The organism is Streptomyces sp. NPDC057010 (genome assembly GCF_042673805.1).
GTDB lineage: Bacteria > Actinomycetota > Actinomycetes > Streptomycetales > Streptomycetaceae > Streptomyces.
In genome coordinates this window covers 19294-39931 of the sequence record NZ_JBHUSC010000001.1, presented here as the reverse complement: position 1 = coordinate 39931, position 20638 = coordinate 19294, and the positions used below count along the sequence as shown (strand labels likewise).

The window sequence follows — 20638 nt, the reverse complement described above, 5'->3', positions numbered from 1 at the left end:
GTCAGCCGGCGGTGGTCGCCGTGGGCGTGGGGGCCGCTGTCGTACGCGCGGCGGGGATCTGCTGGGTGATGCAGTGGACCCCGCCACCGCCGAACGCGACGGCGCGGGCCCGCACTCCGACGACCTTGCGGCCGGGGTGGGCCGAAGCGATGACGGCGAGGGCCTCCTCGTCCTGGGGCACCCCGGCCACCGGGACGACGACTCCGCCGTTGGCGACGTAGTAGTTCAGGTACGAGACCTCGATCTCGCCGTCGGCGAAGGGCGCGAAGGCCGTCTGCGGCACGTCGATGATCTCCAGCCGGCGGCCCCGGGCGTCGGTGGTGGCTTCCAGGACCGCGCGGTTGGCGCGCATGCGGGCGTAGTCCGGGTGGGCGGGGTCGGACGGCAGGGAGACGACGACCGTGCCGGGCGCGGCGAACGCGCAGACGCCGTCGACGTGTCCGTCGGTTTCGGTGTCGAGGAGTCCGCCGTACGGCAGCCAGATGACCTTGGTGACCCCGAGCCGGGTCTTGAGTTCGGCCTCGATCTCGTCGCGGCCCAGGTCCGGGTTGCGGTTGGGGTGCAGCAGGCACTGCTCGGTGGTGATCAGTGTGCCGTCGCCGTCGACGGTGATCGCGCCGCCTTCGAGGATCATGTCGGAGGCGATCCGGTCGGCCCCGACGTGCTCCAGCAGCAGGGCGCTGACCCGGTCGTCGGCGTCGAAGGGGTGGTGCTTGCGGCCCCAGGCGTTGAAGCGGAAGTCCACGCCGGCGCGGTTGCCGTCCCCGTCGAGGACGAACAGGGGGGCGGAGTCGCGGAACCAGGAGTCGTCGAGCGGCAGCTCGATGACGGTGACGCCGGCCCCCTCCTCCCCGCAGCGGGCGCGGGCCTCCTCCCCGTGGCCGGGCGGGGCGACCATCGTCACGGGTTCGAAGGCGGCGATGGCGCGGGCGACGTCGGCGTACTCCTCCTTCGCGTCGGCGAGCGCGGTTCCCCACAGGTCCGCGCGGGTGGGCCAGGCCATCAGGCAGCCCTCGTGCTCGGACCATTCGGCGGGCATACGGTATTCGGCCATCAGGGTCTCGTTTCTTCCGTTGGCGGAGTCTTCCACTGAACTGAAAATTCAGTCAAGAGTGGAGGGCGGGTTCGGAGCGCGGAGGCAGCGACCACCCGGGCGAGTTCGGCCGCGGTGAACAGCGACGGTGGACAGCTGGGCCGGAAGTCCGCCCTCCGGGGCGACTTTGGCACTGACTGAAAATTCAGTCAAGAGAGTGGGCGACGAAAAGCCCGGTTTCCAAGAGGGCAGGTCCGCAGGGCGGGAGGTACCCCGGGAGGCCGGTGCGTCAGTTGCGCCGGAGCCCGGCCAGTTCGGCGTCGATGGCGCCGCGCATCAGCTCCCGCGCGTGGCCGATCTTGATGCCGCCGCTGAGCCAGCGCATGCTGAGCCCCTCCAGAAGGGCGGTGAGCCGCTCGGCCGCGGCGGCCAGCGCAGAGGCCGGCGCCATCGGCTGGACCTGGCCCAGCAGCGCGGCGACCTCCTGGACCCACACCAGGGTGGCCCGGGCCAGATCCTCGCGCAGCACCTCGTCGAAGACGGCGCTCGCCCGCAGTTCACCCCAGGCCGAGCTGTTCTCCCGCACCTCGACGGTGTCCTGGAGCTCCAGCAGCAGGGTCTCCTCCAGCTCTTCCCGAGGGGTGAGCGGCGGCCCGTCCGGATCACGGTCCGTGGTGTAGCGCTCCGCGCGGTCGTTGATGAATTCGAGGGTCTGGCGCAGGACCCCCGTGCGGTCCTTGAAGTGGTAGTAGATCAGGGCCGTGGAAACGCCGGCCTCGGCCGCGAGTTCCTCCACGCGCAGCCCGCGGACCCCGCGCCGGGCGATCACCCGGGCGGCCGCTTCGAGGATCTGAGTGCTGCGAGACGCCATGCCCGCACCTTACCGGGGCGTTCCCCGGCCGGCGTACGCGGGCCGTCACCGCGCGTGCGGAGGGGAACGCCCGGCTCGCCGGGACGACCCCTCCTGCACTGACTGATTTTTCAGTAGGCGTGCGACAATCCGAGACGCACACGGCACGGCCAGGAGCGATCGGGGGATCACACGGTGACCGACAGCAGAAGAGCAATCCTCGCGGGCGCCGCGCGGGTCATCGCCCGTCGGGGCGTGCGGGGGCTGCGGGTGGCGGACCTCGCCGCCGAGGCCGGCGTGTCCACCGCCCTGGTCTACTACCACTTCAAGGACCGCACGGGCATCCTGCGCCACGCCCTGGCGTTCATCGGGGACCGGGCGGACCGCTACACCACGACGGGCGACGGAGGGGCGGCCGGCCGCCCGTCCGACCCGCGGCAGCTCCTGGAGCAGACCCTGCTGCTGGAGTTCCAGGAGCTGCCCGAGGTGCGCGAGAACAGCACGGCCTGGGGAGAGCTGCGGGCCCATTCGGTCTTCGATCCGGAGCTGCGGGACGAGCTCGCCGCGGCCGGAACGGCCTGGGTGGCGGAGGTCGCCGGCCACCTCGCCGCGCTGTGCCCGGCCGCGCCGGCCGGGGCCGTCACCGCCACGGCGGAACGGCTGACCGCCCTGCTGGAGGGGCTCAGCGTCCGCTGGCTCAGCGGCCTGCTCCCCCTGGACCACGCGCGCGGCCTGCTGCGCGAGGCGATCGGAGTGGAGCTGGGCCGCTTGAGCTCTCCCCCGGTCCCCGAAATTGACTGAATTTCCAGTCAGTGCGACAGTGGCGACACGTGGCCGCCTCCCCCTGCGCGCGGAGCGGCCGTTCCCGGTGCGGAGCGCGCACCCTGGTCCGTAGCCGCCAGCCCACCCCCGGAGCTTCCCGTGTCCTTCCTTCCCACCACCCGCCGTACCGTCCTTCGCACCCTCGCCGGAATCGGCGCGATCGTCACGGGCGCCTCGGCCTGCGGCCCCTCCGGGGGCGGAACACAGGCCGGTGCCACCGGCGGGTCCTCCCAGCTCGCCGCCGCCACCGGCGGGCGCCGGCTGGGCGCCGAGTGGGAGAGCCACACCCGTACGTTCATGTCCTGGCCGGCGCTGTCCTCGGTCTGGGAGCGGGACCTGCCCTACGTACGCGAGGACATCGCGCGGATCGCCCGGGCCGTCGGGGAGTACGAGGCGGTCGTCATGATGGCCCGGCCCGATCAGGTGGACGCGGCGCAGCGGGCGTGCGGCTCGCAGGTCGAGGTGATCCCCCTCTCCGTCGACGACCTCTGGGCCCGCGACACCGTGCCCGTGTTCGTCGAGGAGGGCGGCAAGGTCGTCGGGGTCGACTTCAACTTCAACGGCTGGGGCAACAAGCAGCAGCACGGGAACGACGGCGCGGTCGGCCGCAATCTGCTCCAGAAGTACGGGATCCCGCGGGTCCAGGCCCCGCTGGTCGCGGAAGGCGGATCCTTCGAGCCCGACGGCGAGGGCACCCTGCTCATCACCGAGAGCTCGATCGTCAACGACAACCGCAACCGGGGCAAGAGCCGGGACACCATCGAGGCGGAGCTCAAGCAGACCCTGGGGGTCGAGAAGGTGGTCTGGCTGGCCGGCGTGCGCGGCGAGGACATCACGGACGCCCACGTGGACAGCCTGGTGCGCTTCACCGCGCCCGGTGTGGTCCTGCTGGACCGCGCACACCCCAGTACCCCGGCGGACTCCTGGTCGCGCTCCGCCGACCAGGCCAAATCCGTCCTGTCGAAGGCGACGGACGCCCGCGGCCGGCGCTTCGAGGTCATCGACCTGCCGCAGCCCGACCTGGACAGGATCACGGGCCGCGGAGACGACTTCGTTTCGACCTACGCCAACTTCTACATCGCCAACGACGCCGTCTTCATGCCCAGGTTCGGGGACCGTCAGGCCGACGACCGGGCGCGGGGCATCCTCCAGGAGCACTTCCCCAAGCGGGACGTCGTGCCGGTCTCGATCGACACGATCGCCTCGGGCGGCGGCGGCATCCACTGCTCGACGCACGACCAGCCGGGCAAGCCGGCCGCCTGACCGCGGGCGCCGCGCGCCCCTCCGCCGGGCTCACGCGGTGTCGGGCACCGACTCCGCCTCCAGGGCCTTCTTGAGGTTGCGCAGCGTGGTGCCGATGTTCCTGCGCTGGAAATCGGCGAAGGTGTGCCCGCGCGTCGCGACCCGGTCGAAGGCGTGGGCCACGAAGTCCGGCCAGGAGCGGCGGTCGTCGGTCCACGTCTCGGTGACCCGGGTGCCCTCCGGGACCGGCTCGAACCGGTACTCCCAGGTGGCGATGGAGCCGGGCACGCGCGGGCGCCGGATCCCGATCGCATGCACCCGGAACCGGAACAGCCGGTCCTCCTCGGCCGCCGTCACGGTGCACCGAGTGGTCCAGCGGAAGGCGCCCCGCTTGTTCCGCCCGTCGAAGACCATCCCGACCCGCGTCCCACCCGCGCCGCCGTGAACGGTGGCGCCGAGGTTCTCCGGGCTCCAGTCGCCCATCCGCGCGGGATCGGACACGCGCCGGTAGACCTCGGCGGGGTGGACGTGGACGACGATGCAGTCGGACACCGTGAACGTACGAGGCATGGCTCTCCCCTCTCGGCCGCCGACGCTACAGCCCCGCCACCCCCCTGGCTACCTCTCGGTAACTTCTGATTGCCGCTTATTGCCGCCCGTTCGCGAACGAAACCCCCGAGGGGTCGACGAAGAGCTCACATTCAAAGGGGAAAGTAAGGCAGGGAAAAGACGTTATCTGCTCGTTATGAAACGAGGGGTGCGGTGGAAATGTCCGGACTTTTACCAGGAATCCGGTCTCGCTGACTGCATTTCACAGCCTCCGAAAGGCGGCTGCATATATCACGGGCAATGTCGGCCGCGTAACCCCTTGGGGCCATGCAATTTGCGCCGTCCCTGGGTAACTTCGGCCCGCATGACTGCTCATGCAGAACTGGCCCATTACAGGAAGACCCTCTCGCCCACCCCGTACATCCCGACCCCTTCGACCGGCCCGACGACGCACATCGACCGCCCCCGCCCGGGTGACGGCCCCCTGCTGTGGCGCCTCGCCCGCGACTCCGGGACCCTTGACCTCAACTCGTCCTACAGCTACCTCCTCTGGTGCCGTGACTTCGCCGGCACGTCCGCGGTGGCCCGCGACGCGGCCGGGCGGGCCGTCGGGTTCGTCAGCGGATACCTGCGGCCCGAAAGCCCCGGAACCCTGCTCGTCTGGCAGGTCGCCGTCGACGCATCCGTCCGGGGCCAGGGCATCGCCGGGGCCCTGCTCGACAGCCTCTCCGCCCGCGTGGCGGCGGAACACGGCCTGCGCTCCATGGAAACCACCATCTCCCCCGGAAACCGCGCGTCGGAGCGGCTGTTCGCCTCGTACGCGGCACGGCACGGCGCCACGCTCACGCGCGAAGTGCTGTTCAACCCGGAGGAGTTCCCGGACGGCGGACACGCCCCCGAGGTCCTGCACCGCATCGGGCCGCTCCACTTCTGAGCCGTCCGCGCCACCCCCCGCACGCACTCGTACCAGTACCGAACACCCCCACGCCCACAGGAGAGTTGCCTTGACCATGACCGAGCCGGTCCTGTCCGTCTTCGAGACCGTGGAGTCCGAGGTGCGCAGCTACTGCCGCGCCTGGCCCGTCGTCTTCGAACGCGCCACGGGGAGCCGGCTGTACGACGAACACGGCCGCTCCTACCTGGACTTCTTCGCGGGCGCCGGGTCCCTGAACTACGGCCACAACAACCCCGTCCTCAAGCGTGCCCTGCTCGACTACCTGGAGCGGGACGGCATCACCCACGGCCTCGACATGTCGACGACCGCCAAGAGGGCCTTCCTCGAGTCCTTCCGGTCTCACGTCCTCGAACCCCGCGCCCTGCCCTACAAGGTGATGTTCCCGGGGCCCACCGGCACCAACGCCGTCGAAGCGGCGCTGAAGCTGGCGCGGAAGGCCAAGGGCCGCGAGGCGGTCGTGTCCTTCACCAACGCCTTCCACGGCATGTCGCTCGGCTCGCTCGCCGTCACGGGCAACGCCTTCAAACGGGCCGGCGCCGGTATCCCGCTGGTCCACGGCACCCCGATGCCGTTCGACAACTACCTCGGCGGCAGGACCCCCGACTTCCTCTGGTTCGAGCGGCTGCTGGAGGACCAGGGCTCCGGCCTCAACCATCCGGCGGCCGTCATCGTCGAGACGATCCAGGGCGAGGGCGGGATCAACGTGGCGCGCGCCGAATGGCTGCGTGCCCTCGCCGACCTGTGCCGGCGCCGCGACATGCTGCTGATCGTCGACGACGTCCAGATGGGCTGCGGCCGGACCGGTGAGTTCTTCTCCTTCGAGGAGGCGGGCATCACCCCCGACATCGTCACGCTGTCCAAGTCCATCAGCGGCTACGGACTCCCCATGTCCCTGTGCCTGTTCAAGCCCGAGCTGGACCTGTGGGAGCCCGGCGAGCACAACGGCACCTTCCGCGGCAACAACCCGGCGTTCGTCACCGCGACCGCGGCGCTGGAGACGTACTGGGGCGACGGCGTCCTGCGCGAGCGGACCCTCGTCCAGGGCGGGCGCGTCGAGAGCGCGCTGCGCGAGCTGTGCGACGAGCACAGCCGGCTGGGCGCGACGTACCGGGGCCGCGGGCTCGTCTGGGGCGTGGAGTTCGCCCACAAGGAGCGTGCCGCGGAGGTGTGCCGCAGGGCCTTCGAACACGGCCTCCTCGTCGAGACCTCGGGCCCCGCGGACGAGGTCGTGAAGCTGCTCCCGGCGCTCACCGTCACCGGCGGGGAACTCGACGAGGGCCTCGACATCCTCGCCCGCTCCGTCCGCGAAACCGTCTGAACGGCACCTCGCCGCACACCACGAAGGGCACCACCATGATCGTCCGCTCGTTCCGGGACATCGAGGGAACCGACCGTCACGTCAGGGCCGCATCGGGCACCTGGGAGAGCAAGCGCATCGTCCTGGCCGGGGAACGCGTCGGCTTCTCCCTGCACGAGACCGTCCTGTACGCCGGCACCGAGACGTCCATGTGGTACGCGAACCACGTGGAGGCCGTGGTCTGCACCGAAGGCGAGGCCGAGCTCACGGACGAGGAGACGGGCCGGACCTACACGATCACGCCGGGAACCATGTACCTCCTCGACGGCCACGAGCGGCACACCCTGCGCGTGAAGCACGAGTTCCGCTGCCTGTGCGTCTTCAACCCGCCCGTGACCGGCCGGGAGGACCACGACGAGAACGGCGTGTACCCGCTGCTCACCGAACCCGACCCCGCCTGACACAAACGCACCGAGAACGCACAGAGAGGAGAGGCAGGCACCACCATGACCCACGCATCCACCCGCACTGTGAACGACCTCTATCCGACCCGGGGCCCCCAGGAGGTGCTCACCGGCCGCGCGGACCCCGTCGTCTGGTCCGAGCCCGGCACGCCGGGCCCGATGTGGGCCCACGAGCTGGAGACCTACGAGCGCGACGGCTTCCTGTCCGTCGACGAACTGATCACGCCCGAGGAGGTGGACGTCTACCGGACGGAGATGGACCGGCTGCTGCGCGACCCCTCGACGCTGGCCGACGAGCGGTCCATCGTGGAGCCGAAGTCCCGGGAAGTGCGCTCCGTCTTCGAGGTCCACCGGATCAGCGAGGTGTTCGCGGCCCTCGCGGCCGATCCGCGCGTCGTGGGGCGCGCGCGACAGATCCTCGGCTCCGAGGTGTACGTGCACCAGTCCCGGATCAACGTCAAGCCCGGCTTCGGCGCCAGCGGCTTCTACTGGCACTCCGACTTCGAGACCTGGCACGCCGAGGACGGCCTGCCCCACATGCGCACCGTGTCGGTGTCCATCGCCCTCACGCCGAACCACACCACCAACGGCGGCCTGATGATCATGCCCGGCTCCCACCGGAGTTTCCTGGGCTGTGCGGGTGCGACACCGAAGGACAACTACAAGAAGTCCCTCCAGATGCAGGATGCCGGCACCCCGTCGGACGAGGCGCTGACCAAGTTCGCCTCGGCCTGCGGCATCAAGCTCTTCACCGGCAAGGCGGGTTCGGCCACCTGGTTCGACTGCAACGCGATGCACGGCTCGGGCGACAACATCACCCCGTACCCCCGCAGCAACGTGTTCCTCGTCTTCAACAGCGTCGAGAACCGCCCGGCGAAGCCCTTCGCCGCCCCGGTCCGCCGCCCCGGATACATCGCCTCGCAGGACTTCACCCCCGTCGGCTGATCCGTCCGTGCGTCCGTCCGCCCCGGCCGGGGACCTCTCCGGCCGGGGCGGACGTCCGTGGCAGCGGTGCCGGCGTCAGCTCATCAGCTCCGGCGCGAAGTAGTCGCGCAGCCGGGCGATCTTCCCGTCGCGGATGCGGAAGATCTGTACGAGCGAGACGGTCACCTCCTCCCCGTCACCGTCCCCGTCGAAGACGGTGTCGATCTCGGCGATGAACACGTCGGGGCTGGAGGTGGTGTGCAGGACGTATCCGGACTTCTCGAAGTTCGGCGAGCCGCGGCCGTCCTCGGCCTGTCGCTCGTAGTAGGCCGCCATCGCGCCGCGGATCTCCTCACGGCCGGCCAGCCGCCTGGGGAACGTGGCGCCGGCGGGCAGCAGCGGCACTTCGAGGACGCCGTCCTCGGTGAAGTTGTCGGCGAGGGCATCGGCGTTCCTCGTCATGGGACCGGCGTGGACGTAGCTCTCGAAGATCTGCTGCGGCGTTCTGGACACGGCGGCCTCCCTGGACACGGACGCGGAAGACCACATCATCACAGCGGTGCTCGCGGGAACGTGGTTTTCCGTGAACGGCCGGCGTCCGAAGCGGTACCGGATGGGCTAACGCCCCTGGCTCTCGTTCCGGACATCGACCAGCATGGACAGCGGGACCGGCGGACGAGATGGGCACGCATGCGCGCCACTGAGAGCAACCAGGACTATCCCTTCGCTGTCACGAACACGGCCGCGGCGCTGCTGGACGGCGCCGGGACGGTCCTCGCCTGGACACCGGCGGCCGAAGCCCTCCTGGAGCGCCGGTCCGCAGACGTGTGCGGCCGCCCGGCACGCGAACTCCTGGCGGACGCGGACAGCTGGGATGCGGTTCTGGCTCAAGGCGGGCAGGGCGGGCAGGAGGGGTGGGAGGGCCGGGCCACGCTGCGGCGCGGCTCGGGGAGCGAGCTGGAGATCGGCTTCCGCGTCATCCCGCTGTACGGCGGCGCGCGGGGGGCCGCGGCCCGCTGCCTCGTACTCGGCGCGCCCCTGGAGCTGGTCGCCCGATGGCGGCAGGACCACGCCTTCACGCACGAACTGTTCCTGCAGGGCCGAGTGGGCCTGGCCGTCTTCGACGCGGACCTGCGCCTGCTGCGGACGAACACGCACCTGCTGCCGTACACCGGGGTGCCCGTCGACCTGAGCGGCCGGCGCCTGGCCGACTTCCTGTGGGCCGAGGACGCCCGGATCATCGACGACCGGCTGCGGGAGGTCATGCACAGTGGGAACCCCCTGATCGGCTTCAACGCGACCGTGCGCACCCTGGACGACCCGAAGGGCGGGCGGGTCGTGACCATCCAGGCGTTCCGGCTGCAGGAACCCGACGGGCATCCGATGGGGGTGGCGACGGTCTTCACCGACGTCACCGACCACGAGCGGGCACGTGGGCGCCTGGACCTGCTGTACCGCGCGACCGGGGCGCTGGGCGGTTCGCTGTCCGTCCTGCGCACCGTCGAGGAGCTGGCCGGGGTCCTGGCGCCCGCGTTCGGCGACTGCGCCGCGGTGGATCTCGCGGAGACGGTTCTGACCGGCGGCGAACCACCCGCTGACGGGCATCTCACGCTGCCCCTGATCCGGATGGCCGTCGCCGGGACGGAAACGGACGCGCTGCGTACGGGAACGACCCAGTTCGCGCCTCCCCTCGCCGCGGCCGAGCGGGAGTGCCGGGGAGAGCTGGTCACCGGCCTGGGAACCCCGTCCGCGGGGCCCGGGAACGGCACGGCCCCGGAGTGGGCCACGACGGTCCCGGGTGCGCATTCGGCGATGACGGCGCCGCTGTGCGCCCGGGGCATCAGGTTCGGAAGGCTCACCCTCTGGCGTACGGGGGACGCTCCCCCGCTGGAGGAGGACGACCTGGCGCTTCTGGAGGAGATCGCCGCCCGCGCGGCCGTCGCCGTGGACAACGCGCGGCGGTACACCAAGGAACGCCGCACCGCCGTGGGCCTGCAGCGCAGCCTCCTGCCGCCGGCCACCGCGGAAACGCCCGCGCTGGAGGCCGCCAGCCTCTACCTGCCCGCCGACACGGACAGTGGCGTGGGCGGGGACTGGTTCGACGTGATCCCCCTGTCGTCGGCCCGTGTCGCCCTGGTGGTCGGGGACGTCGCCGGTCACGGGCTGCACGCCACGGCCATGATGGGACGCCTGCGCAGCGCGGTACGGGCGATGGCCGACCTGGAACTGGAACCCGAGGAACTGCTGGCGCACGTGGACGACATGGTCCTGCAGGTCGTCGCCGAGTCCGAGAGCGAAGACCCGGAGGACGGCGACGGGGGCCCGCCGGTGCCCAGCGGACCGGCCGGGGCCACCTGCCTGTACGCCGTCTACGACCCGGTCACCCGCAGCTGCGTCATGGCGAGCGCCGGGCACCCGCCGCCCGCCGTGGTCAGCCCGGACGGAACCGTGGAGTACGTCGAGCTGAGCCCCGGCCCGCCCCTGGGGGTCGGTGGCTGGCCCTTCGAGCCGGTCGAGCGCGAGCTGCCGCCGGGCAGCGTCCTCGCCCTGTACACCGACGGTCTGATCGAACGCGGAGAGGGAGACATCGACGAGGGCATGCGGGACCTCGCGGACCGCCTGCAGCGTGCGGACCTGCTCGGCCGGCCGCTGCGTCAGGCCCGGCACGACGTGGTCGACGGGTTGCCGCCGGGCAGGCTGCGGGACGACGTCACCCTCCTGCTGGCCCGCACCCGGGTGGTGGAGGCCGGCTCCATCGCGACGTGGCGGCTCGACGCCGACCCGGCGGTCGTCCACGACGCGCGTCACCTCGTCCTGGCCCAGCTGGCCGCCTGGGACCTCGACGAGCTCGCCTTCAGCACCGAGCTCATCGTCAGCGAGCTGGTCACCAACGCCATCCGCCACGCCGGCGGCCAGGTCCGGCTCCGGCTGATCCGGGCGGACACCCTGACGTGCGAGGTCTCGGACTCCAGCAACACGCAGCCGAGGATGCGGCGGGCGAGGAGTTCCGAGGAAGGGGGGCGCGGCCTGTACATCGTCGCCCAGCTCTCGCACCGCTGGGGCAGCCGCTACACCGCGGGGGGCAAGACCGTCTGGTCCGAGCAGAACCTGCCCCTCGCCTGAGGCGCGGCTTGCGGGGTGGTGCCGCCTGTCGCATAGTCCGGAGTATGGACGCGCGCGAGGCAGCGCTCCGACAGGCACACGGCCATGCCGTCCGCTGGCTGGCGAGCCTGGACGACCGCCGGGTTCCCGCCCGCGCTTCGGTCGACGAGATCGTGCGCGCGCTCGGCGGCGACCTTCCCGACGCTCCCGGCACGCCCGCCGACGTCGTCGACCTGCTCGCCACGGCCTGTGAGCCGGGGCTCACCGCGTTCCCCAGCGGCCGCTTCTACGGGTTCGTGGTCGGTGGCACCGAACCGGCCGCGCTCGCGGCGGACTGGCTGGTCAGCGCCTGGGACCAGAACTGCGTGATGCGCGCCGCCTCGCCCGCGTACGCGGCGGTGGAGGAGGTTGCCGGCGCGTGGCTGCTGGATCTGCTCGGCCTGCCGGGCGACAGCGCCGTCGGCTTCACCACGGGTGCCACGATGGCCAACTTCACCTGCCTCGCCGCCGGCCGGGACGAGGTGCTGCGGCGCGTCGGCTGGAACGTCGCCCACGACGGACTGACGGGCGGGCCGCCCGTACGCGTCATCGCCGGCGAGGACCGCCACATGGCCATCGACCTGGCGCTGCGCTACCTGGGGCTGGGCCGGCCCGAGCTGGTGGCGGCGGACGGGCAGGGACGCATCGAGCCCGCTGCCCTGCGCCGCGCCCTGGCGGCGGCCGGGCCGGCCCCCACGATCGTGATCCTGCAGGCCGGAGACATCCACTCCGGGGCCTTCGACCCCTTCGTCGAGACGATCGGCGCCGCTCGCGAGGCGGACGCGTGGGTGCACGTCGACGGCGCCTTCGGACTCTGGGCGGCCGCCTCCCCGCGGTACGCGCAGCTGATGGCGGGCTGTACGGACGCCGACTCGTGGGCGACGGACGCCCACAAGACCCTGAACGTCCCCTACGACTGCGGCCTCGCCATCGTGCGCGACCCGTCCGCGGTCCGGGCGGCGATGGGTCTGCGCGGCGACTACCTCATCCAGGACGAACAGGGCGACCCCATCGACAAGGTCCCCGAACTCTCCCGCCGCGGCAGGGCCTTCACCGTATGGGCGGCCCTGAGGTCACTCGGCCGCTCGGGCGTGGCCGACCTCGTCGACCGGCTGTGCCGGCACGCCGCCGCGTTCGCCGCCGGCCTCGCCGGGACGGAGGGCGCGACCGTACTCAACGACGTGGTGTTCACCCAGATCTGCGCCGGGTTCGGCGACGACGAGCGCACGGAACGGGTGCTCGCCCGCCTGCTCGACGACGGCACGACGTGGATCAGCGGCTCCACGTGGCACGGGCGGCGCGTCATGCGCATCTCGGTGAGCAACTGGTCGACGACCGACGCCGACGTGACGCGCGCCCTCGACGCGATCCGCCGCGCGTCCGCCGCTCCCTGACGCGCTGCCGGCGTCCGGGTTAGTCGTGGCGGGCGATCTTGACGGCCGAGACCAGCAGGACGAGCGCGAGGCCGGGGATGAGGACGAGGTCCGGGATCACGCCCAGCAGGAGCCCGCCGAGGAGCGCCCCGGCGATCGACCCGGCGGCCATGAGGGCGGCGAAGCGCAGGTTGGCGCCGAGGACGGCGAAGCTGCCGTCACGGCTGTAGCGGGCGAACGCGACCAGCATGGTGGGCAGGGACACCAGCAGGGACAGGCTTCCCGCCAGCTTGATGTCGGCACCGAACAGCAGCACGATCGTGGGGATCAGCAGTTCGCCGCCGGCGACGCCCATGATAGCCGCGACCACGCCGATCCCGAACCCGGCCACCACGCCGGCCACGACCTGGACCGGCCCCGGCAGATCCGCGGATCCGACGGCGGTGGTGTGGGTGATCACCAGGGCGGCGGCCATGCCCACCATGAGGATCGCGAGGACCTTGTAGAGGGTGGCGGACCGCATCCGTACCGCCCACGAAGCTCCCGCCCACGCTCCAAGCAGGCTGCCGGCCAGCAGGTTGACCGCGATCGTCCAGTGGGCGCCGAGGTCCCCGAAGGAGACGGCGGCGAGCCGTGCGGGCAGGGCGGTGATCACGACGACGAGGCTCATCGCCTTGTTGAGGATGACGGCCGACAGGGCCGCGAAGCCGAACATGCCGATCAGCAGCGGCAGGCGGAACTCCGCGCCGCCCAACCCGATCATGCCGCCGAGCACGCCCACCATGGCGCCGGCCCCGAATACCAACGGCGCCGACCGCGCCCGCGCGGCCCCCGCCAGTGCCCTGTCTGATGCCACGCCGATCACGCGTTCACCTCTTGTCCGGCGCCGGTGAGCGTGTATCCGCCCACCCGGCGCAACTGGGCACTCACCCGCGCGGAGCACCACACCTGCAACAACGTCGACATGCCGGGGTGTTCGACGAACCGCCGGTCCACCCACAACTGCACGACGTGCTCCTCCCACGGGGAGAAGTCCAAACCGACCCGGGCCGCCGCGGCGGCCGTGGTGATCCCCGCGGCCACCTGCCCGGCCGCCGTCATCCGGGCCGCAGCCAGATGCCCCGACACCACCGGCCCCGCGACCCGGTCGGGGGCGCCGGCGGCGGCCAGGCTCCGCAGCAGGGCCTGTTGGGAGCCGGCCTGCGGGTCCCTGTGGGCGACCGGCACCCGCCCGCTGCCGATCGCGGACAGGAGGGGCGCGGGCCCGTCATGGGCCAGGCCCACCGGCCAGCGCGCCAGCTCCCACCGCGCCACCCCCTCGGGCACCGGCGGCAGTTCCCCGGCCGGGCCGTGCACGACCGCGCCGTGCGCCCGGCCGGCGGCGAGCGCGGCCATCGACCGGCCCGAGGAGGCGTGCACCACCACCAGACGCCCGGGCCCGCGGCCGGGAGCCGCCGCTGCGGCCATCCCGAGGGCGGGCTCGCAGCCCGCCACCACGAACCCGTCGACCGAGGCGCCGTCCAGCAGCTGCGGCCCCCGCTGCGACCAGACGGCGTCGGCCAGCGTGAAACCGTGCCCGTCGCCCTCACCGAGCGGCGCCCACACCTGGTTTTCACCGACGCGGGCCACCGCCAGCGGTGCACCCGCCTCCGGCCGGCCCTCGTCGGCCATGACCGGGGAGAACACGTCCCGCCCGGCCGGGGCGAACAGTTCCTCCACCGAGCAGCCCAAGGCCCCGGCGAGCCCGAGCGCGGCCGTCACCGAAGGAACCTGCCGCCCGCCTTCCACTGCGGCGACCGACTGACGCGACACCCCCGCGGCAGCCGCCAACTCCTCCTGCGACCAGCACAAACCCAGCCGTCGCTCCCGCACCCGTTCACCCGCCATGCCAGGAAGATAGCGGCCCGCCACCATCCGAGCACAAGGGCGGCGGACGATGTTCATCGCTACCCACACAACCACCAACGCCACACGGCTACGGCTTGGGAGGAAGGCACGAGGCACCACGAACGCGGCTCAGGCCAGGAGGGTGGCGGTGTAGCCGGCCTGGGCGATGGCAGCGGTGATCCGCTCCGCGGCGACCGGGGCGCTCAGCTCGACCACCGTCCGCTCCTTGCGCACGTCGGTGGTGCTGGCGGTGACACCCGGCAGCTCTTCGACCTCGTCGTCGACGAGCAGGCCGCAGCTGTTGCAGTGCATACCGGTCACGGCGAATTCCATACGGGTGGTCACAGGGCGGTCTCCTGGTGCGCAGGGTGCACGGAGGCGGGTGCCTGGAAGGTGATCCGGCCTCCGTACATCCCCATGCCGCAGGTGTATTCGAGGGCGCCGGGCTTGACGGTCCCGAGGTCGATGACGGTCCTGCCGGTCACGGGAAGGACCTTCTGCACGCCGAGGTCCGGGACCACGAAGGACCGGACGCAGCCGTTCGTACCGTCCGTGGCGACGACGAGAGTGGTGGGCACTCCGGCCTTCGCGGTGATCGCGCTCGGCGAGTAGGAGTTCGTACGGGCCTGAACGGTAAGGGTCTGGCTGCCGTCGGGGTTGGTCACCACGGTTTCGGAGGCAACGGCCGCGGCGGCGGTCGGTGCGGTAGCGGGCAGCCAGCCGCCGAGCCGGAGGCCCGAGCCGAGCGTCCATACGGCGACCAGCAGCACGACGACCGCCGTGACGACGGTGAGACGTCCCTGCCACAGCCGGGCGGCGGAGCGGAGGAAGAAGCCGAGTACGGCGAACAGCGGGCCGGTGCCGAGAACGAAGCCGGCCATGACCGCCGCCCCGGCAAGCGCGGAACCGGAGGTGACGGCGACGAGCTCGACGCTGAGGGTGACGCCGCAGGGGATGAGGACGGTGAGGAAGCCGAGGACGGCCGGGGTGGACACCGCGGTGGACTTGGCGGAGCGGCGTACCCGTCGCCCCCAGGCCGCGGGCGGACGCGGTACGAGGCGCCGCACGGCCCGCACCCCGAACATGTCGAGCGCGAAGACCACCATCAGGACGGCGGCCACGATCAGCAGGACGGCCCGGGTACGGGGGCCGGGCTGGACCGCCGCACCGAGCAGGCCGAGCGCGGTGCCGAGCAGGGTGTGGGAGACGAGTTTGGCACCGAGGAACGCACCGACGGGTGCGAAGATCCCGCTGCGCTCCCAGGCCTCGGCGGACCATGCGGTGGCCCGCCGTCCGACGGCGCCGGCCAGGAGGCCGCCTTGGACGGCCGCGCAGGAAGCGCCGCCCGCGAAGAGACCGGTGGTCGCACCGGTGAAGAACAGGGTGGTGGTCGAAACCATGGAGAAGGCTCTCTCATCTGCGTCACGAGCAGGAACGTGGAAGGTCGAACGTGGACATGCCGGAGACACCCGCCGCCGAGAACCGGCGGGCGGGAGCGCAGGCTGTGTCTACGTCCGGCTGACGCAGAGGAGGGAGACGGGATCAGGCGCCCGCGGCCGGGCGCACGCGACGGCCGACGCCCACGAGGAGGGCCCCGGGCCGACGAGCACCGGCGGCATGGCCGCGGGAAGCGGAGCCGCAACCGCTGCCGACGCCGGGAGCTGGGCCGAGGCCAGCGGGCATTCCCCTGCCATGGAGGGGCAGTCGTCGTCCGGGCCGTCGGCCGCCGTCACGGCCGCGGCAGCGTAGGGGGCCATGGCGGACGTTGCCCGGTGCGGGGCCGCGTCCATCGTTCCGGCCTGCCCCGCACCCGCACCCGCACCCCACATCAGGAAACCGCACGCCAGCAGCAGACCGGCCACGAGAGCGGCGACGGCCGGCCGGGGCCGATGAGCGGGGCGGACGAGCATGGGGCGATGCTACCCACCGGAAAATGCGCCCGGGGTTCCGGCCCACCTGCCTATTCTGATCATCACCTCCGGACGCAGCACCCGGGACGCCACCAGGTGGAGAGGGAGAGCCGCGAACGATCCGTCACACCTAAGGCACCCCATGGACAGTGAGCGCATACAGACCTGCCTGGACCTGATCCACCAGGCACGGCAGCTACCCGTGGACGATGCGCAGCGCCGCCTGCTGGAACAGGCCGCCGGCGAACTCGTCCGCGACGGCCGCCTGCGACGCCGCGCCGAGGCACGCGCGGCGCGGGCCGCGGCCGACGCGAAGCTGATCGCCGCCACCGCGATGGGCGCCCCCGACCGCGTCATGGACGCCGCTCTGCCCGCTGCGGAGCGCCGACTGCCGGATCGTACGCAGGGCAGTGACGGGCCGTCACGACTGCTGAACCGCCCCCAGCGCTGCTACGTCTGCAAGAACCACTACCGGCACGTCCACGAGTTCTACCACCTGCTGTGTCCCGAATGCGCCGGTGAGAACCTCGCACACCGCACCACGCGCACCGACCTCACCGGCCGGCGCGCGCTGCTGACCGGCGGCCGCGTCAAGATCGGCTTCCAGGTCGCGCTGATGCTCCTCCGGGACGGAGCCGAGCTCACGGTGACCAGCCGCTTCCCTCAGGACGCGGTGCGCCGGTTCGCGGCGGCCCCCGGCGCCGCGGATTGGTGGCACCGGCTGCGGATCGCCGCCCTGGACCTGCGCGATCCCCGGCAGGTTCTCGCCTTCACCGACCACCTGCTCTCCCGGGGGCTGCCCCTGGACGTTCTGATCAACAACGCGGCGCAGACCCTGCGCCGTTCTCCTCAGGCGTACACCGCGCTGTCCGCCGCCGAATCCGTGCCAACCCCTGCCGCCCTCACCGCGCCACAGATCTGGACCGCTCCGGGATTTTCCGTACCCGGCCCGCGCACCGCGCCTCTGCCGTGGACAGCGGAGCTCGCGCCGCGGTTCCGGGCGCCCGGCGCGTCAGTGGCCACCCCCGTGTCGCGGGAGGGCGTGGACGAGGCGGGGCTGCTGCCCGAGACGACCGCGACGAACTCCTGGACTCTGCGTCTGGGCCAGATCGACCCGACCGAGCTGCTGGAAGTCCAACTGGTCAATGCCGTCGCGCCGTTCCTGCTCGCCGACCGCCTGCTGCCTCTTCTCGACGCCTCCCCGCACCCCCACCGCTACCTCATCAACGTCTCGGCAGTCGAAGGCCAGTTCACCGTACGCAACAAGACGAGCGACCATCCGCACACCAACATGGCCAAAGCGGCCCTGAACATGCTCACCCGCACCAGCGCGGCCGACCTGGCCCGCCGCGGCATCCACACCTGCAGCGTCGACACCGGCTGGGTCACCGACGAGAAGCCGCTCCCCGCCCGGGAGCGGCACGTCGCCACCGGCTGGCGCCCGCCACTGGACGTCGTCGACGGCGCCGCCCGCATCTACCACCCCATCGTGCGAGGGCAGGCCGGCGCACCCGTACACGGCGTCCTCCTGAAGGACTATCAGGAGGTCCCGTGGTGATCTCTCCAGCCCCGCCGTCACCCGTCGAGCGCAAGGTTCGCCGCGGCCGTGGAGTGCCCCTCCGCTGCTGCGGCAAGCGGGAACTCCGTCCAGACGGTCTTGCCGTCCCGGGTGTAGCGGGTGCCCCACCGTTCGGTGAGCTGGGCCACCAGGAAGAGGCCGCGGCCGCCCTCGTCCGTGGTGCGCGCCCGTCGTAGGTGCGGAGCGGTGCTGCTGCCGTCGGAGACCTCGCAGATCAGGCTGCGGTCGCGGATGAGTCGCAGGGTCACCGGGGTGCCGCCGCCGTACCGGTAGGCGTTGGTGACCAGTTCACTGACGACCAGTTCGGCGGTGAAGGCCAGCTCCCCCAGGCCCCACCCGCTCAGGGTGGTCTCCGTCAGGTGTCGTGCCCGGGCGGCGGCGGTCGGCTCCGCGAGCAGTTCCCAGGAGGCGACCTGCTCCGGCGCCAGCACGCGGGTGCGGGCGAGGAGCAGTGCGACGTCGTCGGGTGGGTGATCCGGCAGCAGGGCGTTCTGCACGTCCGTACAGGTCTCCTCCAGTGAGCGGCCGGGCCGGGACAGGGCGTCCCGCAGCCGCGCGAGTCCCTCGTCGAGGTCGAGACCGCGGGCCTCGACCAGGCCGTCCGTGTACAGCGCCAGCAGACTTCCCTCGGCGAGTTCCAGTTCGGCGGACTCGAAGGGGAGTCCGCCCAGCCCCAGCGGCGGCCCTTCGGGAAGGTCGGGCAGGCTCACCGTGCCGTCGGAGGTCACCACCGCCGGGGGCAGGTGGCCCGCCCGGGCCAGGGTGCAGCGCCGGGAGGTGGGATCGTAGACCGCGTAGAGGCACGTCGCGCCGACGATCTGCCGGCCCCGCGGGCGCCCGTCCGCAGGCTCCTGCTCGGCCGCCAGGCGGTTGACCAGGTCGTCCAGGTGGGAGAGGACCTCGTCCGGAGCGTAGTCGAGGCCGGCCAGGGTGTGCACGGCCGTGCGCAGGCGGCCCATGGTGGCCGCGGCGTGCAGACCGTGGCCGACGACGTCGCCGACGACGAGGGCGACGCGTGCTCCGGAGAGGGGGATGACATCGAACCAGTCGCCGCCGACACCGGTCGCGGGATCGGCCGGCAGGTAAAGATGTGCGACCTCGATCGCGCTGTACTCGGGCAACGCCTGCGGCAGCAGGCTGCGCTGCAGGGTCAACGCGGCCTCGTGCTGCTGGGTGTAGCGGCGGGCGTTGTCGATGCACAGGGCGGCCCGCGCGGCGAATTCCTCTGCGAGCGTGAGGTCGTCCTCCTCGAACGGTTCGGGCCGGTCGGCCCGCCACAGGCTGAGCAGGCCGAGGAGCAGACCGCGGGCCGTCAGCGGTACGACGATCAGTGAATGGGCGTGCAGGCCGAGGGCGCGCTCGGCGCGCTCCGGATCCTGGAAGTACCAGCCGGGGCTGCTCTGGAGCACCGGTTCGACGATGGGCCGCTGCTCGGCGAGGCACCTGGCCTGCGGGGTACGGGGGTCGAAGTGGAAGACCTCTCCGGCGGAGTACATCACCCGCAGCGCCTCTGCCACGACCGAGTGGACTGCCATCCTGCGGACCGCTCCGCCCGTCTCCTCGGCGGTCTCGTCGCCTCGGGCGACCGACTCCAGCAGATCCACCGAGACGGCGTCGGCGAGGTCGGGGACGGCCACGTCGGCCAGCTCCCGGGTGGTCTGGCCGAGATCCAGCGTGGTCCCGATGCGGGCGCTCGCCCGGTTGAGCAGGGCGAGCCGCCGCCGGGCCCGGTGGCGGTCGGTGACGTCTTCGACCAGTTGGGTGACTCCGAGGATCCCGCCGGAGGGGTCCTCCATCCGGAACGCCGACACCGACACCACCCGCTCGTGGTCGGGGTCGCTCCTGAGGCGGCAGGGCTGCTCGGTGAAGATCAGGGGGGCACCCGTCTCCAGCACCCGCCGCAGCCGGGTTTCGATGGTCTTCAGGTCCGGACCGATGAGGAAATCGCCGATGCGCCGGCTCCGGATCTCGGCCGCGGACAGCTGTGTGAACCGGGCCAGCGCCCGGTTGATCCGCAGGATGCTCAGATCGGGGGCGTGGACGGACAGACCGATCGGGGAGCGCCGGAACAGACCGTCCAGGACGGACCGGTCCGTCTCCCACTGGAGCACCTCCTGCGCCGGGGCGCCGACGAGGAACCACTCGCGGCCGGAGCCGGCGCGGATGACGGCGCGGGCGCGGAAGCCCAGCTCCACCCGTCGGCCGCTGCGGTGCAGGACGGGCAGGACGCCGGACCAGCCCAGGTCGCGCTCGCACGCGGCCGCCGCGGCCCGGACCGTCTCGTGGTCGCGGGAGTCGAACAACAACTCCAGGGCCGTACGGCCCAGCACCTCATCGGGCGGATAGCCGAGGTGCTCCTGTGCGCGCTCGCTCCAGCCGACGATCCTGCCGTGGCCGTCCAGGACCGCCGAGGCGGAGTTGTGCAGCGCGAACGGGTCCTCGGGCACCTCACCCGATCCCGGCGCCGGTGCGTCCATCGCTGCCACCCTTCGCCCTGCTCGACCTGTCGAACGGACCGCACAGCGGGCATTGCCACGACGACTACCCAGAGTGATCGGAGATCAGGGTGTGAGCAGTCGGCTCACCTTCAGTATCGCCGCGCCGCTGTGGGT

The 20638-nt window shown here is 72.1% G+C and carries 19 protein-coding genes; 9 read left to right on the top strand and 10 right to left on the bottom strand.

The annotated features are described in order from the left end of the window. Position 1 precedes the first annotated feature (1 nt). The gene (locus tag ACFTXQ_RS00210; RefSeq protein WP_382634078.1) at positions 2-1054 is read right to left on the bottom strand and encodes an agmatine/peptidylarginine deiminase; all 1053 of its coding nucleotides are present in this window, start codon (positions 1052-1054) and stop codon (positions 2-4) included. 268 nt (positions 1055-1322) lie between these two features. Continuing rightward, complete coding sequence (locus ACFTXQ_RS00205) at positions 1323-1904, bottom strand: TetR/AcrR family transcriptional regulator (RefSeq protein WP_382634075.1); 582 nt, start codon at positions 1902-1904, stop codon at positions 1323-1325. A 174-nt stretch (positions 1905-2078) separates the two neighbouring features. On the opposite strand from ACFTXQ_RS00205, the gene ACFTXQ_RS00200 reads away from it, so the two are divergent. Then, the gene (locus ACFTXQ_RS00200; protein ID WP_382634073.1) at positions 2079-2684 is read left to right on the top strand and encodes a TetR/AcrR family transcriptional regulator; all 606 of its coding nucleotides are present in this window, start codon (positions 2079-2081) and stop codon (positions 2682-2684) included. A 120-nt stretch (positions 2685-2804) separates the two neighbouring features. Next, entirely contained in the window at positions 2805-3968 is a 1164-nt protein-coding gene (locus ACFTXQ_RS00195; protein WP_382634071.1) for an agmatine deiminase family protein, read from the top strand. A gap of 30 nt (positions 3969-3998) precedes the next feature. On the opposite strand, the gene ACFTXQ_RS00190 is transcribed toward ACFTXQ_RS00195, so the two are convergent. After that, complete coding sequence (locus ACFTXQ_RS00190) at positions 3999-4517, bottom strand: SRPBCC family protein (protein ID WP_382634070.1); 519 nt, start codon at positions 4515-4517, stop codon at positions 3999-4001. Positions 4518-4860: 343 nt separating this feature from the next. On the opposite strand from ACFTXQ_RS00190, the gene ectA reads away from it, so the two are divergent. The 4 genes from ectA (at position 4861) to thpD (ending at position 8157) form a co-directional block, all read left to right on the top strand. Next, positions 4861-5430, top strand: a complete 570-nt coding sequence (ectA, locus tag ACFTXQ_RS00185) for a diaminobutyrate acetyltransferase (protein ID WP_382634068.1) — start codon at positions 4861-4863, stop codon at positions 5428-5430. A 70-nt stretch (positions 5431-5500) separates the two neighbouring features. Then, a complete protein-coding gene (gene ectB / locus ACFTXQ_RS00180; RefSeq protein ID WP_382634066.1) occupies positions 5501-6769 on the top strand; it encodes a diaminobutyrate--2-oxoglutarate transaminase in 1269 nt (422 codons plus the stop codon). Between the two features lie 35 nt (positions 6770-6804). After that, a complete protein-coding gene (locus ACFTXQ_RS00175; protein ID WP_382634064.1) occupies positions 6805-7209 on the top strand; it encodes an ectoine synthase in 405 nt (134 codons plus the stop codon). Positions 7210-7254: 45 nt separating this feature from the next. Continuing rightward, positions 7255-8157: an ectoine hydroxylase gene (gene thpD / locus ACFTXQ_RS00170; protein ID WP_382634061.1), complete on the top strand. Its 903-nt coding sequence runs from the start codon at positions 7255-7257 to the stop codon at positions 8155-8157. 75 nt (positions 8158-8232) lie between these two features. Here the strand turns inward: thpD and ACFTXQ_RS00165 are convergent, their stop codons facing one another. Beyond that, a complete protein-coding gene (locus tag ACFTXQ_RS00165; RefSeq protein ID WP_382634058.1) occupies positions 8233-8649 on the bottom strand; it encodes a nuclear transport factor 2 family protein in 417 nt (138 codons plus the stop codon). Positions 8650-8826: 177 nt separating this feature from the next. Between ACFTXQ_RS00165 and ACFTXQ_RS00160 the strand changes: the two genes are divergently transcribed. Both ACFTXQ_RS00160 and ACFTXQ_RS00155 read left to right on the top strand, forming a co-directional pair. Then, positions 8827-11259, top strand: a complete 2433-nt coding sequence (locus ACFTXQ_RS00160; RefSeq protein WP_382634056.1) for a SpoIIE family protein phosphatase — start codon at positions 8827-8829, stop codon at positions 11257-11259. Positions 11260-11303: 44 nt separating this feature from the next. Beyond that, entirely contained in the window at positions 11304-12671 is a 1368-nt protein-coding gene (locus tag ACFTXQ_RS00155; protein ID WP_382634053.1) for a pyridoxal phosphate-dependent decarboxylase family protein, read from the top strand. Between the two features lie 19 nt (positions 12672-12690). On the opposite strand, the gene ACFTXQ_RS00150 is transcribed toward ACFTXQ_RS00155, so the two are convergent. The 5 genes from ACFTXQ_RS00150 to ACFTXQ_RS00130 form a co-directional block, all read right to left on the bottom strand. Beyond that, entirely contained in the window at positions 12691-13506 is an 816-nt protein-coding gene (locus tag ACFTXQ_RS00150) for a sulfite exporter TauE/SafE family protein (protein ID WP_382634050.1), read from the bottom strand. 5 nt (positions 13507-13511) lie between these two features. Beyond that, entirely contained in the window at positions 13512-14537 is a 1026-nt protein-coding gene (locus ACFTXQ_RS00145; RefSeq protein WP_382634047.1) for a substrate-binding domain-containing protein, read from the bottom strand. A 129-nt stretch (positions 14538-14666) separates the two neighbouring features. Beyond that, positions 14667-14882, bottom strand: a complete 216-nt coding sequence (locus ACFTXQ_RS00140) for a heavy-metal-associated domain-containing protein (RefSeq protein ID WP_382634044.1) — start codon at positions 14880-14882, stop codon at positions 14667-14669. Continuing rightward, positions 14879-15937 (bottom strand): sulfite exporter TauE/SafE family protein, encoded by a 1059-nt coding sequence (locus tag ACFTXQ_RS00135; RefSeq protein ID WP_382634042.1) that lies wholly within the window; start codon positions 15935-15937, stop codon positions 14879-14881. The genes ACFTXQ_RS00140 and ACFTXQ_RS00135 overlap by 4 nt, the downstream gene beginning before the upstream one ends. A gap of 108 nt (positions 15938-16045) precedes the next feature. Further along, positions 16046-16447 carry a hypothetical protein gene (locus ACFTXQ_RS00130; RefSeq protein WP_382634039.1) on the bottom strand — a complete coding sequence of 134 codons (402 nt, stop codon included), beginning with the start codon at positions 16445-16447 and terminating at the stop codon, positions 16046-16048. Between the two features lie 142 nt (positions 16448-16589). On the opposite strand from ACFTXQ_RS00130, the gene ACFTXQ_RS00125 reads away from it, so the two are divergent. Beyond that, positions 16590-18005 (top strand): SDR family NAD(P)-dependent oxidoreductase, encoded by a 1416-nt coding sequence (locus tag ACFTXQ_RS00125; protein WP_382634036.1) that lies wholly within the window; start codon positions 16590-16592, stop codon positions 18003-18005. Between the two features lie 17 nt (positions 18006-18022). On the opposite strand, the gene ACFTXQ_RS00120 is transcribed toward ACFTXQ_RS00125, so the two are convergent. Beyond that, on the bottom strand, positions 18023-20503 hold the full coding sequence (locus tag ACFTXQ_RS00120; RefSeq protein WP_382634033.1) for a SpoIIE family protein phosphatase: 2481 nt from the start codon (positions 20501-20503) through the stop codon (positions 18023-18025). Between the last annotated feature and the right edge of the window lie 135 nt (positions 20504-20638).

What these genes read in the sequence shown, in the direction of transcription:
- ACFTXQ_RS00205 (WP_382634075.1), bottom strand. Translation starts at nt 1,904, where the DNA reads ATGGCGTCTCGCAGCACTCAGATCCTCGAAGCGGCCGCCCGGGTGATC.
- ACFTXQ_RS00160 (WP_382634056.1), top strand. Translation starts at nt 8,827, where the DNA reads ATGCGCGCCACTGAGAGCAACCAGGACTATCCCTTCGCTGTCACGAAC.
- ACFTXQ_RS00125 (WP_382634036.1), top strand. Translation starts at nt 16,590, where the DNA reads ATGGACAGTGAGCGCATACAGACCTGCCTGGACCTGATCCACCAGGCA.
- ACFTXQ_RS00145 (WP_382634047.1), bottom strand. Translation starts at nt 14,537, where the DNA reads ATGGCGGGTGAACGGGTGCGGGAGCGACGGCTGGGTTTGTGCTGGTCG.
- ACFTXQ_RS00130 (WP_382634039.1), bottom strand. Translation starts at nt 16,447, where the DNA reads ATGCTCGTCCGCCCCGCTCATCGGCCCCGGCCGGCCGTCGCCGCTCTC.
- ACFTXQ_RS00175 (WP_382634064.1), top strand. Translation starts at nt 6,805, where the DNA reads ATGATCGTCCGCTCGTTCCGGGACATCGAGGGAACCGACCGTCACGTC.
- ACFTXQ_RS00155 (WP_382634053.1), top strand. Translation starts at nt 11,304, where the DNA reads ATGGACGCGCGCGAGGCAGCGCTCCGACAGGCACACGGCCATGCCGTC.
- ACFTXQ_RS00210 (WP_382634078.1), bottom strand. Translation starts at nt 1,054, where the DNA reads ATGGCCGAATACCGTATGCCCGCCGAATGGTCCGAGCACGAGGGCTGC.
- ACFTXQ_RS00135 (WP_382634042.1), bottom strand. Translation starts at nt 15,937, where the DNA reads ATGGTTTCGACCACCACCCTGTTCTTCACCGGTGCGACCACCGGTCTC.
- ectA (WP_382634068.1), top strand. Translation starts at nt 4,861, where the DNA reads ATGACTGCTCATGCAGAACTGGCCCATTACAGGAAGACCCTCTCGCCC.
- thpD (WP_382634061.1), top strand. Translation starts at nt 7,255, where the DNA reads ATGACCCACGCATCCACCCGCACTGTGAACGACCTCTATCCGACCCGG.
- ACFTXQ_RS00190 (WP_382634070.1), bottom strand. Translation starts at nt 4,517, where the DNA reads ATGCCTCGTACGTTCACGGTGTCCGACTGCATCGTCGTCCACGTCCAC.
- ACFTXQ_RS00120 (WP_382634033.1), bottom strand. Translation starts at nt 20,503, where the DNA reads ATGGACGCACCGGCGCCGGGATCGGGTGAGGTGCCCGAGGACCCGTTC.